The sequence below is a fragment of the Bradyrhizobium sp. CB2312 genome, from assembly GCF_029714425.1.
GTDB lineage: Bacteria > Pseudomonadota > Alphaproteobacteria > Rhizobiales > Xanthobacteraceae > Bradyrhizobium.
Genome location: NZ_CP121668.1, coordinates 5644869 through 5663167, shown reverse-complemented (window position 1 = coordinate 5663167; position 18299 = coordinate 5644869). Strand labels below are relative to the sequence as shown.

Below are 18299 nucleotides of genomic sequence, written 5' to 3'. Positions count from 1 at the left end.
ATGGCCGGATAATCGTCCGACACTTGCCATTACTTGTCGGTTATGGTGAACAATTGGCCATGGATCGCTTTGACGCCATGCGCCTGTTCGTCCGTCTCGTCGAGCGGCGGAGCTTTACGGCTGCGGCTGCCGATCTCGGCATTCCCCGCTCGACGGCGAGCGAGGTCTTGCGCGGGCTCGAAGCGCGCCTCGGCGCGCGCCTGCTGGAGCGGACGACCCGCCACGTCACGCCGACGCTCGACGGCGAGGACTTTTATCGCCGCTGCGTCGCCATCCTCGCGGAAGTCGAGGAGGCGGAAGCCGCGATGCGCGACGCGCAACCTCGCGGCCTGCTCCGCATCGACGCGCATCCCTTGCTGACCCGGACCTTCATCCTGCCGCATCTGCCCGAGTTTCTTTCGCGCCATCCGCAGCTCGAATTGCAGATCGGGCAGGGCGACCGGCTGGTCGATCTCGTGCGCGAGGGTGTCGACTGCGTGATCCGGTCGGGCGAGCCCGGTGACAGCGGCATGATCCAGCGTCGCCTCGGCACGATCGCGGAGATCACGGTGGCAAGCCCGGCCTATCTTGCGCGTCACGGCATGCCGGTGATGCCTGATAAGCTCGAGGAACACCAGATGGTGGCCTTCGTCTCCTCGCGCACCGGCGACGTGCTGCCGCTGGAATTTTCTGTTGCCGGCGCACTGCGCCAGATCGTGCTGCCGAGCCGGGTGCGCGTGAACAATTCCGACACCATGGCCGACCTCGCACGGCTCGGCTTCGGCCTTGCGCAGGCGCCGCGTTATCGCTTCGCCGATGATCTCGCCAGCGGCGCGCTGGTCGAGGTGCTCGCCGACTATCCGCCGTCGCCGACGCCGCTCTCGGCGCTCTATCCGCAGAACCGCCAGCTCGCGCTGCGCCTGCGCGTCTTTCTCGACTGGATCGCAGGGATTTTTGCTGCGGCGAAGCTTTGATGGAGGCCGCACTTCGTAGCGCGGCGTTGCGCCGAGCTCCGTCATTGCGGCTGTGTGCCTCAAACTCCGCCGTCATCGCCCGACTCAAGCCGGGGCATGACAGCGGAGTGTGTCGGACGCACTGCGCATCACAAACCACGCCGCATTGTGAGTTGTGCCCGCGCCGCAGACCGCTACCATGCGCCCGCTCCTGTGGAACACGGGAGCCAGCACAACGAGCGGGAGGCGACATGAGTGGGCAGGAGCGCAAGGTGAAGGGCTCGGACCTGTTTGTCGCGGCGCTGGAGAATGAAGGCGTCGACCGCATTTTTGGCGTGCCCGGCGAGGAAAACCTCGACCTCGTCGAATCGCTGCGCACCTCCAAGATCGAACTGGTGCTGACCCGCCACGAGCAGGCCGCGGCTTTCATGGCGGCGACGCACGGGCGGCTGACCGGCAAGCCCGGCGTGTGTCTCTCCACTCTCGGTCCCGGCGCGCTCAACCTGTCCACCGGTGCGGCTTACGCCCATCTCGGCGCGATGCCGATGATCCTGATCACCGGCCAGAAGCCGATCATGAGCAGCCGGCAGGCGCGCTTCCAGATCGTGGATGTGGTGGCGACGATGAAGCCGCTGACAAAGCTGTCACGGCAGATCGTCAGCGCCTCCTCGATCCCGACCGTGGTGCGCGACGCGTTTCGCGTGGCGATGGAGGAGCGGCCCGGACCGGTGCATCTCGAGCTGCCCGAGGACATCGCCGGCGATGAAGTGCCTGCGGCCGCCGCAATCCCGGTTCATCCGATCGAGATCCCGGTCGCCCATCGCGCCGCGCTCGATCGTGCCGCCGAGATGATCTTGGCCGCGAAGCGTCCGCTGGTGATGATGGGGGCGGCGACCAGCCGGCCGCGGTCGACCCACGGCATCGCCAGCTTCGTGCGGCGGACTGGCATTCCGTTCTTCACCACGCAGATGGGGAAGGGCACCGTGCCCGGCGGCACCAATCTCTATATGGGCACCGCGGCGCTGTCCGAACGCGACTACGTCCATGACGCCATCGACGCCGCCGACCTCATCGTCGCGATCGGCCACGATCCCGTCGAGAAGCCGCCCTTCATCATGGGGCCGTCGGGGCCGAAGGTCATTCACGTCAGCTACACGCCGGCGAGCGTCGAGCTGGTCTATTTTCCTGATGCCGAGGTCGTCGGCGATGTCGGCCCGAGCCTGGAGCAGCTCGCCGATCGGCTCGAAGGCAAGCTACCGCAGGCCGCGACGCTGTTGCCGCTCCGCGAAGAGATCCTCAATCACATCGCCGATCGCGCCACCGAGGCGCGTTGGCCGCCGACGCCGCAGCGCATCGTGCACGACATCCGCCAGGTCATCCCCGAGAACGGCATCGTCGCGCTCGACAACGGCATGTACAAGATCTGGTTCGCGCGCAACTATCGCACCCGCGTCGCCAACACGCTGCTGCTCGACAACGCGCTGGCGACCATGGGCGCTGGCCTGCCGTCGGCGATGATGGCGGCGATGCTCTATCCCGATCGCCGCGTGCTCGCGGTCGCCGGCGACGGCGGCTTCATGATGAACAGCCAGGAGATGGAGACGGCCGTCCGCCTCAAGCTCAATCTGGTCGTGCTGGTGCTGGAGGACAACGCCTACGGCATGATCCGCTGGAAGCAGGCCGTCGATCATTTCGCCGATTACGGCATGACCTTCGGCAATCCCGACTTTACGCTGTACGCCAAGGCCTATGGCGCGAAGGGACATCGGATCGAGAGCATCGACAGCTTTGGCCCGACGCTGGAGGCCGCCTTTAAGGCGGGCGGGGTGCATCTGGTCGTGATCCCGATCGACTATTCGGAGAACGTCCGGGTGCTGGTCGATGAGCTGCGCGCGCACGAAAAGGCGAAGGCTTGAAAACTACAGTCTCGTGCCCCGGACGCGGCGCAGCGCTCCTTCAGCGGTGCGCTGCAGAGCCGGGGCCCATGCATCAGCGCATTTTGTGGCCTCCTGGGTCCCGGCTCTGCGCAGCAACGCCAAGGGCGTTGCAGCGCGTCCGGGACACGAGGGATGGGCTCGCACTTGTATTGCGACCACCGATCGCCGACATTCGTAACAATCACTTCACCAGCCACAGGACTATGAAATGACACGTGTTCGCTGCGTTACCGAGATGGGCATGGGCGTCGACGTCCACGGCAGGGACGCCACCAAGGCGGCGAAGCGGGCGGTGTCCGATGCCATCCGGCATTCGAGCCTGGGTTTCTTCAGGATGATCGGCAAGACCGCAAACGACATGTTCGTGGATGTCACGATCGGCGTACCCAACCCCGAGGCGGTCGACAAGGAAGCCGTTGCAAAGGAGCTTCCTTACGGCACCGTGACCGTCACCGCGGTCAAGGGCGGGCTGGAAATTCCCTCGGCCACGGAAGTGGCCAACGATCCCATCCTGATCGCCAATGCCGCCGTCATCGTCAGCTTCGACAAGGACTGACCCAGTGACCGACAGCGATGAGGCGCTTTTGGACCGTCCGATCTGGGGCGCGCTGACAACGAGCCATAAACATCTGGCCGAAGGCGGCCCGCGCGCGCTGTGCTATCCCCAGGACATGACGCCGTTCGCCGACATGGTCGACATGTCCGCAGGGAGTTTCGCCGCGCTCGGCGATCTCATGGCGCCCACGCAGGTTGTCGCGCTGTTCACGCCGGAGCCGGTCGATGTTCCCGTCGGCTTCAAGGTGGTGCTGTCTGAGAGCTGTGACCAGATGATCGGCTCACCGGCGGACAGCCCGCGGCGTGATGCCGAGATCGTCACGCTCGGGAAGGCCGACGTTCCCGCGATGACGGCATTGACGACGCTGACCAAGCCCGGACCCTTCGCCGCGCGGACGCACGAGCTCGGCACCTTCCTCGGCATTCGTGCCGGCGGCGAGTTGGTCGCGATGACGGGCGAGCGGATGAAGCCGGGCAAGTTCGTCGAGATGACCGCGGTCTGCGTCGATCCTGATCATCGCGGGCGCGGCTACGCGCAGGCGCTGCTCGCAGCTGTCGCGCGCCGGATCGAGGCGCGCGGCGAAATTCCGTTCCTGCATGTGTTTTCGAACAACACATCCGCAATCGCGCTGTACCGGCGACAGGGCATGCGCCTCCGTCGCCGCCTGCATGTGACGGCGTTCATGAAGCAGGAGTAGGCGTCCTTAGGGAGGCCCTTCATTTCCGGCGAAAGCGCGCTATATCATCCCAACCATAATGGGGGAGACGCATGGACGCCAGGACGCCAGATTTTTCCGCTGCGCGGACGGCGATGCAGCGGTACGTCGATCAGGAGATCATTCCCGGCGTATCCTGGGCGGTGCTGCGCGGGCGCGAGGTCGTGGACCAGCAATGCGTCGGCTTCGCCGATCGCGAGGCGAATACCGCGCTGCGTCCCGACCACATCTTCCGCGCGTTCTCCAACACCAAGATCTTCGTCACCTGCGCGATCATGCTGCTGGTCGAGGAAGGCCGCATCGGGCTCGATGACGCGATCGAGAAATTCATGCCACAGCTTGGCAATCGCAAGGTGCTCAGGCAGGGCGCGACGAGCCTTGCCGACGTCGAGCCGGCGAACGGCCCGATCACGATCCGCCAGCTCCTGACCCACACGTCCGGACTGAGCTACGGTATCTTCGATCCCGGCACGGTGTTGTTCAAAGGCTACAACGAAGCGCGCGTGCTCAATCCGCTGACGCCGCTGACCGACATGATCGACAAGCTCTCCGATCTGCCGCTGTCCTATCATCCAGGCACTGGCTGGGAATACTCGGTCGCGACCGACGTGCTCGGCCGCCTCGTGGAGGTCGTTTCGGGCAAGCCCCTCGATGCCTTCCTCAAGGCGCGCATCTTCGATGCCCTCGGCATGACCGATACCGGCTTCTACGTGCCGGAGGCGCGGCAGGGCAGGCTGGTTGCGCTTTACAATGGTGCCGATGTACTTGATCCCATGAAGCCGGGCCTGACGCGCGCCGACAATCTGCCTTACCCGCAGGCTTATCGGCGGTCGTTCCCACGGCTGTCGGGCGGCGGCGGTCTGGTCTCGACCTTGCCCGATGTGCTGGCGCTGGTCCGCGCGCTGCTGCCGGGGGCGGATACACTGCTCAAGCCCGACACGCTGCGGCAGATGATGACGAACCAGCTGCCCGCGGGCCAGTCCATCCGCTTTGCCAATCTCGGGCCGATCCCCGGCAAGGGCTTTGGCCTCGGCGGCGCCGTCACTTTCGCGCCGACGCCGTTCGATCCGCCGAACTCTACCGGCGAATTCCAATGGGGCGGCCTCGCGGGAACGCACTGGTGGATTTGCCCGGAGGCCAACACTGCCGGCGTGCTGATGGCCCAGCGCTACATGGGGTTCTGGAATCCGTTCTTCTTCGAGTTCAAGCGCCTGGCCTATCAGGCGGTCGGAGGCTGACCGCGAGAAAATTGCCGACCGCCGCGAATCCTTTCCGGTCTTCGCCTCCTCTTGATGGTCGAGGCATCTTGCCTCGGCTCATCTCGGAGGACGTGATGGCATTTTACAGGAAGAACATCGGCGGACTGCATCAGGCGGTGCGGATCGCCGCAGGAATCGCGGTGGCGCTCGCGGCATTGGTCTATCTCACAGGCGCTGCGGCGTGGCTGGTGGCGCTCGGCGGTGCCGGCTTCGCGTTGACCGGCCTCGTTGGCTATTGCCCGATGTGCGCGATGGCCGGGATCGGGAGAGGAGGCGTGTCGTGAGTGCGGCTGCGATCTCGCCAAACCTGTTCGAGGCGGCGCGGCTCGGCGATCCCCAGGCGATCGCTTCGCTGCTCGAGACGGCGCAGCCGGACATCCGCCGTTACGCCCGCGCGACCTGCCGCAGCTCGGCGGATGCCGAGGACGCCGCGCAGGAAGCGCTGTGGATCCTGTTCCGCCATGTCGGGACGATCCGCTCGCTGCTGGCGTTTTCGGGCTGGTTGTTCAGCGTGGTCCGCCGCGAATGCCTGCGGCTCGCGCGCAAAGCCGGCTTCGCGCCGGCGATCGACCTAGGCGAAGCAGAAGCGCTGATCCTTTCGCGTCCCGAAGCGGATCTGCGGCTCGACCTGGCCGCGGCGTTCGAGGCGCTGCCGCCACATTACCGCGACGTCGCGCTGATGCGCGACGTCAAGGAAATGACCATCGATGACATCGCCGACGCACTTGGTGCGTCCAGGCAAACCGTCAAGGCCCGCCTGCATCGCGCCCGCGCCCTGATGCGCGAATATCTGACGAGATGAGCCATGACCGATTATCAAACCCCTGACGATCTGAAATCGATTCCGGCCTTCGTGGCGCTCGCGCCGGTCGAGGCCAACGCGTTCCTGGCGTTCAACCACGCGGTCGAACGCAAGGATGGCTTGATCCCGCCGAAATATCGCGAGCTGATCTCGCTCGCGGTCGCGCTCACCACGCAGTGCGCCTATTGCCTCGACGTGCACACGGCGCAGGCGGCGAAAGCCGGCGCAACGCGCGAGGAGGTGGCGGAAGCCGCGCTGATCGCGGCCGCGGTCCGTGCCGGTGGCACGCTCGGCCATGCGCTGCTGGCGCAGCGCCCGTTCGAGCGGCATCGCGGCGAGGGGGAGAGCTAGATGGTGCAGACGGGAGGCAAGCTTCCCGTCCGCTGTTTGCGTTAGTCCTTCCAAGGATCGAATTCGCCTTCGCCAGCCATGGCGACGGCGAAGGGCCGCAGCGTGTGCAGCACCCGCACGGTACCGGCGTGCTGGGCGAGCACGTCGGGCAGGCGGCGATAGGCCATCGGGCTCTCGTCGAGGTCGGCACCGATCAAGGTGACGCCGCGCTCGTTGAGCCAGCGGTCCATCTCCTCGCGCGAGAAGCGCCGCTTCGCTTCCTTGCGCCCGAACATGCGGCCTGCGCCGTGCACGGTGGAGTAGAGCGAAGCCTTGGCTTCCGGGCTGTCGACGCCTTCGAGGATGACGGCGTCGTCGCCCATCGAGCCGCCGACGAATCCCTTCTGGCCGGGGAACGCCGGCGTCGCGCCCTTGCGCACCACCCACAGATCCTTGCCGTCGTGGGTCTCACGCCAGGCATAGTTGTGGTGATTGTGCACGCTCTCGGTCACGCTGCCGCCGATGATCTGGCGGACGCGTTCGACGACCCACTCGCGGCCCGCATAGGCGTAACGCCCGGCGAGCTGCATCGCCGCGATGTAGCGGCGGCCGAGCTCGGAGTCCTCGTCGACTACGGCTGGCGGGACGTTCATTCCGTCCTTGCCGCCAGCGGCTTTGAGGTAGCGCGTCGCGGAGGTGTGTCCAAGGCCGCGGCTTCCGAAGTGGACGCCAATCCAGACAAAGCCATCCTCGTCGCGCATGAGGTCGACATAGTGGTTGCCCGATCCGACCGTGCCGAGCTGGCTCACCGCCTTCTGACGGTAGGCCTCCATGTCGCTCTCACGCCAGGCGTCGCCGTCGTCGAACAGCTCGTGCTCGGCCCGCTCGGCGTTGGCACGACCGACACCGAACGAGATCACCTTGGCGACGTCACGGATGATCGTGGGGGCGATCGGCGCGATGTCGTCGAAGCGCGTGTCGAGCCTTGCAGCCATGTTGCCGCAACCGATGTCGAAGCCGACGCCGGAGATGCTGATCTGCTTCTCATAGGCGATGACACCGCCAACCGGCTGGGCGTAACCGAGATGGCCGTCGGCGCAGATCACGCCGGACACGACGTTGCCGACTGCCATGCAGTTGCGCATCTGCGCGATGGTCGCCTCCTCATGCGGGCCGAAAATCTTCAGCGGCGCATTCTGGAAGCGGGCGTCCTGCGGACGCAGCTGGGCGATCGCGCTCGCGGTCGCATCGGCTTCGCGGGCCAGGTGCTCCTTGCGCGCGGCGTCCTTGTACAGGCACCAGGCCGGCTGGCCGCGTCCTTCGCCGACGCGCGAGTCGGGAGCGACACCGGCGGCAAGGCACAGCTCGCGGGCGCGTTCCATGTAGGGATCGGATCGTCGCATGGTCGTTTGTCCTGTTTGACGTATTGCCTTGGGCAACAAAAAACCCTCCGGAGCGGTCGGCTCGGGAGGGTCCGTGAGACGTGGACTTTTGGTCTCGCTATCAGGCAAGACCTCTCCCATGAGCCGAGCGTGCGCAATCGATTGACCGTAGGTCATTCGACAGGCGGACCAGGATTTCGTAGTGGTACGGCATCGCGCGGGTTCATGGTGTGCTTCGCGAGCGGAAGTGCTCGCGAGGGCGCACGACGTACGCCCGCAACTTGCAGATGTCAAGCGAGGCGCGTGCGAAAACTGAAAATGACGGACGCGTGACGTGCCCAACTATCTCGGCCTTGATGGATTTCGCTTCGGCTGGGTCGCGGCCTGGATTGACGAGCGCGGCGATCACGGCTTCGATTACTCGCCGGGGCTGACACGGCTGCTCGCAATGCCGCACGCGCGCGCGATGATCGACATGCCGATCGGATTGAAGCCGAGCGGCTACCGGGCCTGCGATTTGCACGCACGCGAGCTGGTCGGGCCTGCCGTGTTTCTCGGGGCGCGCCGTGACCTCTGGACGTTTCCCGATATGGCGGCAGCCAATCGGCACTATTGGGAACACGAAGGCAAGGGCAGGGGCGTCTCTGCGCAGCTCTGGAATATCAGGGACAAGATCAGGGACGTCGACGCGATCATGACGCCGGCGCGGCAGGCGACGATCGGGGAGGCGCATCCGGAATTGATTTTCTGGAATCTCGCCGGCCGCAAGCGGCTTGCCAGGAAGACGTCTGCGGAAGGCCGCGAGCAACGCATCGCGCTTCTGGCGCAAAGCGGCTTCACCCGCCTGCCGAAATGGCTGACGCAGCGTCACGGCACCGGTATCGGCCGCGACGATCTCATCGATGCCTGCGCCTGTGCAACCGCTGCACGCGACAGCACGCAGCGTGTCGGCGGGGAGGAGGTCGATCCACGCGGGTTGCGGATGGAGATCAATTATTGAGGCGGTTCGCGGCGCCATCATAAATCGGGAAAAAGCGGCAATTTATTTGACGTATATAGGAACTGCCGGTGGTCGGACCGCGTTCCCCGTGCGAACCGATCACGGAGAATTCCTCGCGATGAATGATGCCAGTCAATTCGCGACCGCGATGCTCGCGCTCGTCTTCACCGGGGCGCTCCTCGTCACCGGGCAGCTCTTCATCGAGCGGCGCGCACAGCACGACGTGGTGTACGCCACCAGCCATTTGCTGCGGCCATTGTGATCCGGCCAACTGCCCGGCCTTGCGCCGTTCGCCGGCTCGCCTAGATTAGGCGGCGTCTCACGAACGCACCGGGGTCCCGATGTCCGATCTGTCCGCCTTTCCCATCACCAAGCGTTGGCCTGCGAAGCACCCCGAGTTGCTTCAGCTCTATTCGCTGCCGACGCCGAACGGCGTCAAGGTCTCGATCATGCTCGAGGAGATCGGGCTGCCTTACGAAGTCCATCTCGTCGATTTCGGCAAGGACGATCAGACGACGGCAGAGTTTCGATCGCTCAATCCGAACGGCAAGATCCCTGCGATCCTCGATCCCAATGGTCCCGGTGGCAGGCCGCTGCCGCTGTTCGAGTCCGGTGTCATCCTGCAATATCTCGCGGAGAAGACCGGCAAACTGCTGCCGGAGGACGCCGCGCGCCGCTACCAGACCATCCAGTGGGTGCATTTTCAGATGGGCGGCATCGGCCCGATGTTCGGCCAGGTCGGCTTCTTCCACAAATTCGCCGGCAAGGATTTTGAGGACAAGCGGCCGCGCGATCGTTACGTCGGCGAAGCCAAGCGTCTGCTTGGCGTGATGGAGACGCATCTCTCCGGCCGGCAATGGTTCATGGACGACGACTACACCATCGCCGACATCTCGATGCTCGGCTGGGTACGCAATCTCATCGGCTTCTACGGCGCCGGCGATCTCGTCGAGTTCAATCAATTCAAGTCGGTCGGTGCCTGGCTCGAACGCGGGCTGGCGCGCCCGGCGGTGGAGCGCGGGCTGAACATTCCGAAGCGGCCGTAAGATCAGCCCAGCGCCTTGTACGTCATGTAGAACGCCATCAGCGAGACGAGGGCGATCATGGCCCGGCGCAGCGCCGATTTGCGGACGCCGTTGGCCATGCGCGCGCCGAGGTCGGTGCCGATCCACAGGCCGGCGACGATGCCGATGATGGCCGGCCAGCCGACCATCGCCCCTTTGCTCCAGTAGATCCAGGCCGCCGGAATGTTGGTCGGGATCACCGAGAAAATCAGGCTGACAAGTTGCGCCTGATGTTGCGGCACGCGCAGGCCCGCGGCGAGGCCGACGGTAATCGCGAGCCCGCCGCCGATGCCCATGAAGCCGGAGGAAAATCCGGCGAGCATGCCGATGAGGAGCAGTGGGAGCCGGGGCAGTTCGTCGTGGTCACGGGCCTTGATGCTGTCGTTCTTGCGCTCGCGGCGCAGGATCAGAAGCGCGATCAATGCAACGAGATAGACCACGTAAGTCCATTGCAGAACGGAGTCCGAAACCGACGCCGCGGCATAGCCGCCGCCGACGCCACCGACGAGAAATCCAATGCCGATCCAGATGATCCATTGCAGCGGACTGCGATTGCCGCTCTGCCAGTAGCGGCGCGCGCCGGCGAGGCCGGTTGGGGGGATTTGCGTGATCAGCGATGTGCCTTGGGCAACGTGTTGCTCGGCCCCGAGCAGCAGCACGGAGAAGATCACGAGGCCGCCACCCGGGCTAGTGCCTGTGAAACCCGATGCCAGCCCTGCGACCAGACCGACGCCAGCGCCGGCGAGGAGCTCATGAATCCAGGGCATCGTTCATGTCCTGGTTCGTCGCTTGACGTCCGGCTTCGTCGTGCGGAAGCCATCGATCACGCCACCGACGGCCGCCATGCAGGCCTCGACGTCAAAATCCTCGCCCCAGCACTTCTGCAGCACAAAACCCTGGAAGATCGCGATCAGCACACGCGCGATCGCATCGGCGCCGAGGTCGCGCTTGATCAGCCCGTCGTGCTGGCCGCGTTCGACCAGTGCCACGATCAGGGCACGCGGCATGTCGATGCCTTCGACGACGCTGGTGCGGACGCGGCGGTTGCGCAGCGCTTCGGCCCAGCCATGGATGCCGACGCGTCGCCGCGCTTCACCGGCAGGGTCGGTGAGCCATTGCGCGTAGACGCGGACCAGCGCCTGCAGGCCTTCGATCGGATCGCCCGATCCTTGCGCGACCGAGTTGAGCACGGCCTCGCGGCGATGCCGGTCGTCGGCGAGCGCCTCGATCAGATCGTCCTTGCTCTGGAAGTAGAGGTAGACCGCGCCGTGGCTCAGCCCCGACCGCTTCACGATGTCGGCCATGCCGGTCTGGTGGAAACCGTCCTCGGCGAAGCAGGCGAGCGCGGCTTCCAGAATCTGCTGCCGCCGGCCTTCGCGCTGCTTGTCGCTGATCTTGGGCATATTGCGTCCGTAAATAACTGACTGATTGATCGTCTTCGCTGTCGGCGAGAGGCACTCCGAAATGGCCGATCAGAATAAAAAACGATCAGTCAGTCATTTTTAATGTGAAAACGCATTTTGGTCAAGTCCGGCCCGCCAGAGCCGGGAAAGGAGGAGGATTATTCGGTTGCGAACGCGCCCGGAGAGGTGACGGCCTGGCCCGACTGCGCCGCTAGAACAGCCGCCCGCCGTTCGGCACCGGCTTGCTCGGCTGCACCAGCACCACCTTGCCGTCGGCATCAGGGAAGCCGAGCGTCAGCACTTCGGAGACGACCGGCCCGATCTGGCGCGGCGGGAAATTGACGACGGCTGCGACCTGTTGTCCGACCAGCGTCTCGAGCGGGTGGTTTTCGGTGATCTGTGCCGAACTCTTGCGCACGCCAATCACAGGTCCGAAATCGATCCACAGCCGAAAGGCCGGCTTGCGCGCCTCCGGGAACGGCTTTGCGTCGACGATGGTGCCGACACGGATGTCGACCGCGAGGAAGGCGTTGAAGTCGATGGTCGGCGAGGCCGCGGCTGCGGGATCGTGGGTGACGTGCATAATCTGTCCGTTCGGAGAGTTGGCATCGTTCGCAATATTGTGGCGCGACGCGGAGTTTCGTACAACGCCGTGGTCACGATATGACGCGTGCGCGGGGGACGTCTTGCCCAACATCATCTACGGCATCAAGAACTGCGACACCATGAAGAAGGCGCGCGCCTGGCTCGACACCCATGGCGTCGCGTATGAATTCCACGACTACAAGGCGGCGGGCGTCGAGAAGGACAAGCTCAAGCAGTGGAGCGACAAGGTCGGCTGGGAGACGCTGCTCAATCGCGCCGGCACGACTTTCAAGAAGTTGCTCGATGCCGACAAGGAAGGTCTCACCGAGAAGAAGGCGCTGGCGTTGATGCTGGCGCAACCATCGATGATCAAGCGACCGGTGCTGGAGATCGGCGGCAAGCTGCTGGTCGGCTTCAAGCCGGATATCTATGCCAAGGACGTCAAGACCAAATAGGTCGATGCCCGATCTCGCTGGACGTCAGTTCAGCTCGATGATCTCGGTGGTGGTGACGCCGGGCTGATCGACGAGCTCGACCACGTCGGCCGCCGCAATGCGGCCGGGGGCACGATGAAACAGGTCGCAGTCGATCACCGCGCGCAGCTTCGGGCGTGGCAGCGCGTCATTTCCGCGCATCAGATTCTTGATCTCGAAGCCGCCGTCCTCGCAGAAGGTCTTGAGCGAGGCGATGACGTGGCAGATCTTGCCGTCGGTCTGGAACGGCAGCAGCAGGCGCTCATAGGCTACGACGCGGCCGTAGATGTCGTCGACCTCAGCAACGCTGTAGACCGGAAGTCCGCGCGCGACGCATTCGTAATAGATCGGCATCACGAACGGCACGAGTCGTGGCCCGATATAGTCGTCGAGCAGAACGCCCTTGCCGGTATGTCCGTACGCGCGCGAGATGCGAGTGCCTTCGCTCTGGATGGTCAGCCGCGGCGTCGGAGCTGAGGTGTCCACCGTGTAATAAATGAGATCCGACAGCTCATCCTCGAGTCTTGCCGGCTGATACTCCCAGATCGCCGGCACCATCTGCTCGCGCGCATAAAGTCGCAGCCACGTGTTCAGGAGATCACGCTGCCGGATCGACTTGACGACGGAGGGAGCGGCGCTTGCGAAATCCAAAACAATATTCCTGGCATGTAAAACCCGCACATGATCCATGTTGCGGGAAAATTTTCTATGAAGGCTGGTGCGGGGAACGAAAGACCGTTAACGACGGCTTGATGACCGGAGCTTTCGCGAACCGGGAGGCCAGGCAGGCGACATCAAAACGTCTCCGACTAAGGGAGCATTTGTATCCCAGCCGGAGGCCTGATCTGCTCAGCTTTCCGCCTTGCCTAACCCCCGTCACCTCCGGCATATTCCGCGCCCGGAGGCGGCGTTCCGGGACAGGCTCCAAGGCCTCCGGAAAGCCGAAGTAAACAAGGACAGCCACGCGCGGCCAGCGCGTCGTGCGGGTAGGGGGAAATCTGTTTGGCCGATGAGTTCATTCTCGAAACGGAAGGCTTGACCAAGGAGTTCGCGGGTTTCTTCGCCGTCCGCGACGTTGCGCTCAAAGTCCGCCGTGGGAGCATTCACGCGCTGATCGGCCCGAACGGTGCCGGCAAGACGACGTGCTTCAATCTTTTGACCAAGTTCCTGAAACCGTCTGCCGGGAAAATCCTGTACAAGGGCCAGGACATCACCGCGATGGCGCCGGCCGACGTGGCCCGCATGGGTCTCGTTCGTTCGTTCCAGATCTCGGCGGTGTTTCCGCATCTCACCGCGCTGGAAAACGTCCGTGTCGCGCTCCAGCGCCAGCACGGCTCCTCGTTCGACTTCTGGCGCTCGAAGTCCGTGCTCAACCGCTTCAACGATCGCGCACGCGAGCTGTTGAACGATGTCGGCCTCAGCGAGTTTGCCAACACGCCCGCGGTCGAGATGCCCTACGGGCGCAAGCGCGCACTTGAGATCGCAACCACGCTCGCGCTCGACCCTGAGATGATGCTGCTGGACGAGCCGATGGCCGGCATGGGCCACGAGGACATCGACAAAATCGCGGCGCTGATCAAGCGCATCTCCGCGAAATACACCATCCTGATGGTCGAGCATAATTTGAGCGTCGTCGCCAATCTCTCCGACATCATCACCGTGCTGACGCGCGGGCAGGTGCTGGCGCAGGGGCATTACGCAGAGCTCACCAAAGACGAGCGCGTCAAGGAAGCCTATCTGGGAGCCGGTCATGCCTGAGACTGCGATGGCCGAAGCTCCCGCGAAGGCCGCCACCGGCGGCAACATCCTTCAGGTCCGCAACCTCGAGGCCTGGTACGGCGAGTCCCACATCCTGCACGGGATCAACTTCGACGTGAATGCAGGCGAGGTCGTCACCCTGCTCGGGCGCAATGGCGCCGGCAAGACCACCACGCTGAAGTCGATCATGGGCATCATCGGCAAGCGGACCGGCTCGGTGAAGTTCAACAACCAGGACATCATCCGCGCGACCTCCGACAAGATCGCCCGCATGGGCATCGCGTTCTGTCCGGAAGAGCGGGGGATCTTCTCCAGCCTCGACGTGCGCGAGAATTTGCTGCTGCCGCCGGTGGTCCGCGCGGGCGGACTGCCGCTCGATCAGATCTTCGATCTGTTCCCGAACCTGAAGGAACGGCTGAACAGCCAGGGCACCAAGCTGTCCGGCGGCGAGCAGCAGATGCTGGCGATCGCGCGCATCCTGCGCACCGGCGCGAGCTTCCTGATGCTGGACGAGCCGACCGAAGGTCTTGCGCCCGTCATCATCCAGCAGATCGGTCACACCATTGCGCGGCTCAAGAAGGAGGGCTTCACGATCCTCCTCGTCGAGCAGAACTTCCGCTTCGCTTCCACCGTCGCCGACCGCTACTACGTGGTCGAACACGGCAAGATCATTGACGGATTTTCCAATTCGGAGCTTGCCGCCAACATGGACAAGCTCCACACCTATCTCGGTGTCTAGAGCATGATCAGGACCGGCAGGGCCGCGTTGGCACAAAGTGTGTAGCGGTTTTCCGAAGCGATCGTGCTCAAACTAAGAACGGCCAAAGAGAAAATTCAAAAGGAACGTTGCATGAAGACCAGGTCGATTGCGTCATTGCTGCTGACCACCGCGCTCACCTTCGCCGCAACAGGCGTCGCGTTCGCGCAGGACAAGACCGTCAAGATCGGCGCGCTGTCCGATCAGTCGGGCCTCTACGCCGATCTCGGCGGTCCCGGCTCGACGCTCGCCGCGCAGATGGCCGTTGAAGATTCTGGTCTTGCGGCGAAGGGCTGGAAGATCGACATCATCTCCGGCGATCACCAGAACAAGCCCGACATCGGCACCGCGATCGCGCGGCAGTGGTTCGACGTCGACAAGGTCGACGTCATCGTCGACGTGCCGAATTCCGGCGTGGCGCTCGCGGTCAATAACGTCATCAAGGAAAAGAACGGCGTCTACATCAACTCTGGCGCAGCGACCTCGGACCTCACCAACGCACAGTGCTCGCCCAACACCGTGCACTGGACCTACGATACCTACATGCTGGCCCACACCACGGGCCAGGCGCTGGTGAAGGCCGGGGGCGACAGCTGGTTCTTCCTGACCGCGGACTACGCCTTCGGCGCGGCGCTCGAGCGCGACACCACCGCGGTGGTCACCGCCAACGGCGGCAAGGTCGTCGGCGGCGTCAAGCATCCGCTGAACACGCCGGACTTCTCGTCCTTCCTGCTGCAGGCGCAGGCCTCCAAGGCCAAGATCATCGGCCTTGCCAATGCCGGCGGCGACACCACCAACTCGATCAAGCAGGCGGCCGAATTCGGCATCGTCAAGGGCGGCCAGAAGCTCGCGGCGCTGCTGTTGTTCCTCACCGACGTCAAGGCGATCGGCCTCGAGACCGCGCAAGGCCTCAACTTCACCGAGACCTTCTACTGGGACATGGACGACAAGACCCGCGCCTTCTCCAAGAGGTTCTCGGAGAAGATGAAGAACAACGCTCCGCCGACCATGGTGCAGGCGGGCGTCTATGCGGGCGTGCGCCACTACCTCAAGGCCCTCGAAGCCCTCGGCGGCAATCCGCATGACGGAGTCAAGGTCGTCGAGAAGATGAAGTCGATGCCGACCGAGGACGATCTGTTCGGCAAGGGCGAGATCCAGCCCAACGGCCGCACCATCCACAACGCCTATCTGTTCGAGGTGAAGAAGCCCTCGGAGTCCAAGGGACCGTGGGACTTCTACAAGCTGGTTGGCACGGTGCCGGGCGACCAGGCCTTCACGCCGCTCTCCGAGAGCAAGTGCGCGCTGCTCAAGAAGTAAGACCAACAGCCCGCCGGCTTCGAGCCGGCGGGCAACTCTAGGGAACGCCGAAGGGACCGGGTGCGGGATCGATGCAGGCTCTTTACGCTCAGCTACTGGTGGGACTGATCAACGGCTCGTTCTACGCGCTGCTCAGTCTCGGGCTTGCCGTGATCTTCGGCATGCTCAACATCATCAATTTCGCCCATGGCGCGCTCTACATGATGGGCGCCTTCGTCGCCTATTTCCTGCTCAACCTCGGCGGCATCAATTACTGGTGGGCGTTGCTGCTGGCCCCCATCATCGTCGGCATCTTCGGCATGATCCTGGAACGGACCATGCTGCAATGGCTGACCGGGCTCGATCACCTCTACGGCCTGCTCCTCACCTTCGGCATCGCGCTGATCGTGCAGGGCGTGTTCCAGAACTATTTCGGCTCCTCCGGCCTGCCTTACGCCATTCCGGACCAGCTCAAGGGCGGCATGAATCTCGGCTTCATGTTCTTGCCCGTCTATCGCGGCTGGGTGGTCATTTTCTCGCTGGTGGTGTGTCTGGCGACCTGGTTCCTGATCGAGAAGACGCGGCTCGGCGCCTACCTGCGCGCCGCCACCGAGAATCCGACGCTGGTACGCGCTTTCGGCATCAACGTTCCGCGCATGATCACGCTGACCTATGGTCTCGGCGTCGGCCTTGCCGCGCTCGCCGGCGTGCTTTCGGCGCCGATCAACCAGGTGCGGCCGCTGATGGGCGCCGACCTCATCATCGTCGTGTTCGCGGTGGTCGTGATCGGCGGCATGGGATCGATCATGGGCTCCATCATCACCGGCTTTGCGCTCGGTGTGATCGAGGGGCTGACCAAATATTTCTACCCCGAGGCGTCCAACACCGTCGTGTTCGTGCTGATGGTGCTGGTGCTCTTGGTGAAGCCAACGGGATTGACGGGAAGGGCGGCCTGATATGACAGCCTTGACGGACGACACGCTGCCGGTAACCCCGCGTGCGATGCGCGACGAGATGATCGTATTCGTGCTGATGGCGCTGCTGCTGGCGTCGGTGCCCTTCACGGGGGTCTATCCGTTCTTCGTGATGCAGGCGCTGTGCTTCGCGCTGCTGGCCTGCGCCTTCAACCTGCTGATCGGTTACGGCGGACTGCTGTCGTTCGGTCACGCGATGTTTATGGGCACCGCCGGTTATTGCAGCGCTCACGCGCTGAAAGTATGGGCGCTGCCGCCGGAGCTCGGCATTCTCGTCGGTGTCGCCGCGGCTTTCGCGCTCTCGATCATCACCGGCTACATCTCGATCCGCCGCCAGGGCATCTATTTCTCGATGATCACCCTGGCGCTCTCGCAGCTCTTGTACTTCATCTATCTCCAGGCGCCGTTCACCCATGGTGAGGACGGCATCCAGGGCATTCCGCAGGGACGCATGTTCGGCGTGCTCGATCTGTCGAAGCCGACCGTGCTCTATTACGTCGTGCTGGTCGGCTTCCTCGCCGGCTTCCTGCTGATCTACCGCATCATCAACTCGCCGTTCGGCGAGGTGTTGAAGTCGATCCGCGAGAACGAGCCGCGCGCGATCTCGCTCGGCTATCGCACCGACCAGTACAAGTTCCTGGCGTTCGTGCTGTCGGGGACGCTGGCGGGCTTTGCCGGTGCGCTGAAGGTGTTCGTGGCGCAGAACGCCTCACTCACCGACGTGCACTGGACGATGTCGGGCGAGGTCGTGCTGATGACGCTGGTTGGCGGTCTCGGCACCATCTTCGGCCCGGTGGTTGGTGCCTTCGCCATCATCGCCATGCAGCAATACCTGGCGGGCTTCGGCCAGTGGGTGACGGTGATTCAGGGCTCGATTTTCGTGGTCTGCGTGCTCACCTTCCGCCGCGGCGTCATTGGCGAAATCGCCCATTACTTCCGGCGCTCGCTCTAAATCATTGATATCGCATCAATTTCATTGGTGCGCTAAAGCGGTGGATGATCCGGCTCCGCGGGCGTGAGAAGACACGCGCGCGGCGTCGAAATGGTCTATGACAGTTTTGTGACGGCTCGTTCGG

General features: G+C 64.1%; 22 protein-coding genes. 17 read left to right on the top strand and 5 right to left on the bottom strand.

Annotated features, from left to right (window positions below):
• Nucleotides 1-59 precede the first annotated feature (59 nt).
• From QA642_RS27880 to QA642_RS27845, 8 genes are all read left to right on the top strand, one after another.
• A complete protein-coding gene (locus tag QA642_RS27880) occupies nt 60-953 on the top strand; it encodes a LysR family transcriptional regulator (protein ID WP_283079713.1) in 894 nt (297 codons plus the stop codon).
• A gap of 230 nt (nt 954-1183) precedes the next feature.
• Nucleotides 1184-2848, top strand: coding sequence for an acetolactate synthase large subunit (locus QA642_RS27875; RefSeq protein ID WP_283079712.1), 1665 nt, complete (start codon nt 1184-1186; stop codon nt 2846-2848).
• Between the two features lie 229 nt (nt 2849-3077).
• Entirely contained in the window at nt 3078-3425 is a 348-nt protein-coding gene (locus QA642_RS27870) for a Lin0512 family protein (RefSeq protein WP_018646107.1), read from the top strand.
• Nucleotides 3426-3429: 4 nt separating this feature from the next.
• Complete coding sequence (locus QA642_RS27865) at nt 3430-4122, top strand: GNAT family N-acetyltransferase (protein ID WP_283079711.1); 693 nt, start codon at nt 3430-3432, stop codon at nt 4120-4122.
• A gap of 71 nt (nt 4123-4193) precedes the next feature.
• Nucleotides 4194-5378 (top strand): serine hydrolase domain-containing protein, encoded by a 1185-nt coding sequence (locus tag QA642_RS27860; protein WP_283079710.1) that lies wholly within the window; start codon nt 4194-4196, stop codon nt 5376-5378.
• Nucleotides 5379-5473: 95 nt separating this feature from the next.
• Nucleotides 5474-5683, top strand: coding sequence for a DUF2892 domain-containing protein (locus QA642_RS27855; protein ID WP_283079709.1), 210 nt, complete (start codon nt 5474-5476; stop codon nt 5681-5683).
• On the top strand, nt 5680-6201 hold the full coding sequence (locus tag QA642_RS27850; protein ID WP_283079708.1) for a sigma-70 family RNA polymerase sigma factor: 522 nt from the start codon (nt 5680-5682) through the stop codon (nt 6199-6201). Before QA642_RS27855 ends, QA642_RS27850 begins: the two co-directional genes overlap by 4 nt.
• Before the next feature lie 3 nt (nt 6202-6204).
• Nucleotides 6205-6552: a carboxymuconolactone decarboxylase family protein gene (locus tag QA642_RS27845; RefSeq protein ID WP_283079707.1), complete on the top strand. Its 348-nt coding sequence runs from the start codon at nt 6205-6207 to the stop codon at nt 6550-6552.
• A 41-nt stretch (nt 6553-6593) separates the two neighbouring features.
• Here the strand turns inward: QA642_RS27845 and QA642_RS27840 are convergent, their stop codons facing one another.
• Nucleotides 6594-7934: an RtcB family protein gene (locus QA642_RS27840; protein WP_283079706.1), complete on the bottom strand. Its 1341-nt coding sequence runs from the start codon at nt 7932-7934 to the stop codon at nt 6594-6596.
• Nucleotides 7935-8247: 313 nt separating this feature from the next.
• On the opposite strand from QA642_RS27840, the gene QA642_RS27835 reads away from it, so the two are divergent.
• From QA642_RS27835 to QA642_RS27825, 3 genes are all read left to right on the top strand, one after another.
• Nucleotides 8248-8913, top strand: a complete 666-nt coding sequence (locus tag QA642_RS27835) for a DUF429 domain-containing protein (protein ID WP_283079705.1) — start codon at nt 8248-8250, stop codon at nt 8911-8913.
• A 118-nt stretch (nt 8914-9031) separates the two neighbouring features.
• Nucleotides 9032-9175, top strand: coding sequence for a hypothetical protein (locus QA642_RS27830; protein ID WP_167336515.1), 144 nt, complete (start codon nt 9032-9034; stop codon nt 9173-9175).
• A 79-nt stretch (nt 9176-9254) separates the two neighbouring features.
• Complete coding sequence (locus QA642_RS27825) at nt 9255-9959, top strand: glutathione S-transferase N-terminal domain-containing protein (protein ID WP_283079704.1); 705 nt, start codon at nt 9255-9257, stop codon at nt 9957-9959.
• Nucleotides 9960-9961: 2 nt separating this feature from the next.
• Here QA642_RS27825 and QA642_RS27820 read toward each other — a convergent pair whose 3' ends face one another.
• From QA642_RS27820 to QA642_RS27810, 3 genes are all read right to left on the bottom strand, one after another.
• Nucleotides 9962-10744: a sulfite exporter TauE/SafE family protein gene (locus QA642_RS27820; protein ID WP_283079703.1), complete on the bottom strand. Its 783-nt coding sequence runs from the start codon at nt 10742-10744 to the stop codon at nt 9962-9964.
• Between the two features lie 3 nt (nt 10745-10747).
• Entirely contained in the window at nt 10748-11380 is a 633-nt protein-coding gene (locus tag QA642_RS27815) for a TetR/AcrR family transcriptional regulator (RefSeq protein ID WP_283079702.1), read from the bottom strand.
• 211 nt (nt 11381-11591) lie between these two features.
• Nucleotides 11592-11963, bottom strand: coding sequence for a tRNA-binding protein (locus QA642_RS27810; protein ID WP_283079701.1), 372 nt, complete (start codon nt 11961-11963; stop codon nt 11592-11594).
• Nucleotides 11964-12066: 103 nt separating this feature from the next.
• Here QA642_RS27810 and QA642_RS27805 point away from each other — a divergent pair, with 103 nt between their 5' ends.
• A complete protein-coding gene (locus QA642_RS27805) occupies nt 12067-12420 on the top strand; it encodes an ArsC family reductase (RefSeq protein WP_283079700.1) in 354 nt (117 codons plus the stop codon).
• Nucleotides 12421-12444: 24 nt separating this feature from the next.
• Here QA642_RS27805 and QA642_RS27800 read toward each other — a convergent pair whose 3' ends face one another.
• Nucleotides 12445-13128 (bottom strand): hypothetical protein, encoded by a 684-nt coding sequence (locus QA642_RS27800; RefSeq protein ID WP_283079699.1) that lies wholly within the window; start codon nt 13126-13128, stop codon nt 12445-12447.
• A gap of 312 nt (nt 13129-13440) precedes the next feature.
• On the opposite strand from QA642_RS27800, the gene QA642_RS27795 reads away from it, so the two are divergent.
• The 5 genes from QA642_RS27795 (at nt 13441) to QA642_RS27775 (ending at nt 18175) form a co-directional block, all read left to right on the top strand.
• Entirely contained in the window at nt 13441-14196 is a 756-nt protein-coding gene (locus QA642_RS27795; RefSeq protein ID WP_027557526.1) for an ABC transporter ATP-binding protein, read from the top strand.
• Complete coding sequence (locus QA642_RS27790; RefSeq protein ID WP_235546869.1) at nt 14189-14935, top strand: ABC transporter ATP-binding protein; 747 nt, start codon at nt 14189-14191, stop codon at nt 14933-14935. The genes QA642_RS27795 and QA642_RS27790 overlap by 8 nt, the downstream gene beginning before the upstream one ends.
• Nucleotides 14936-15046: 111 nt before the next feature.
• Nucleotides 15047-16270, top strand: a complete 1224-nt coding sequence (locus tag QA642_RS27785; protein WP_283079698.1) for an ABC transporter substrate-binding protein — start codon at nt 15047-15049, stop codon at nt 16268-16270.
• Between the two features lie 71 nt (nt 16271-16341).
• Nucleotides 16342-17205: a branched-chain amino acid ABC transporter permease gene (locus QA642_RS27780; protein ID WP_027557529.1), complete on the top strand. Its 864-nt coding sequence runs from the start codon at nt 16342-16344 to the stop codon at nt 17203-17205.
• 1 nt (nt 17206) lies between these two features.
• Nucleotides 17207-18175, top strand: a complete 969-nt coding sequence (locus QA642_RS27775) for a branched-chain amino acid ABC transporter permease (protein WP_283079697.1) — start codon at nt 17207-17209, stop codon at nt 18173-18175.
• The last annotated feature ends 124 nt before the right edge of the window (nt 18176-18299 follow it).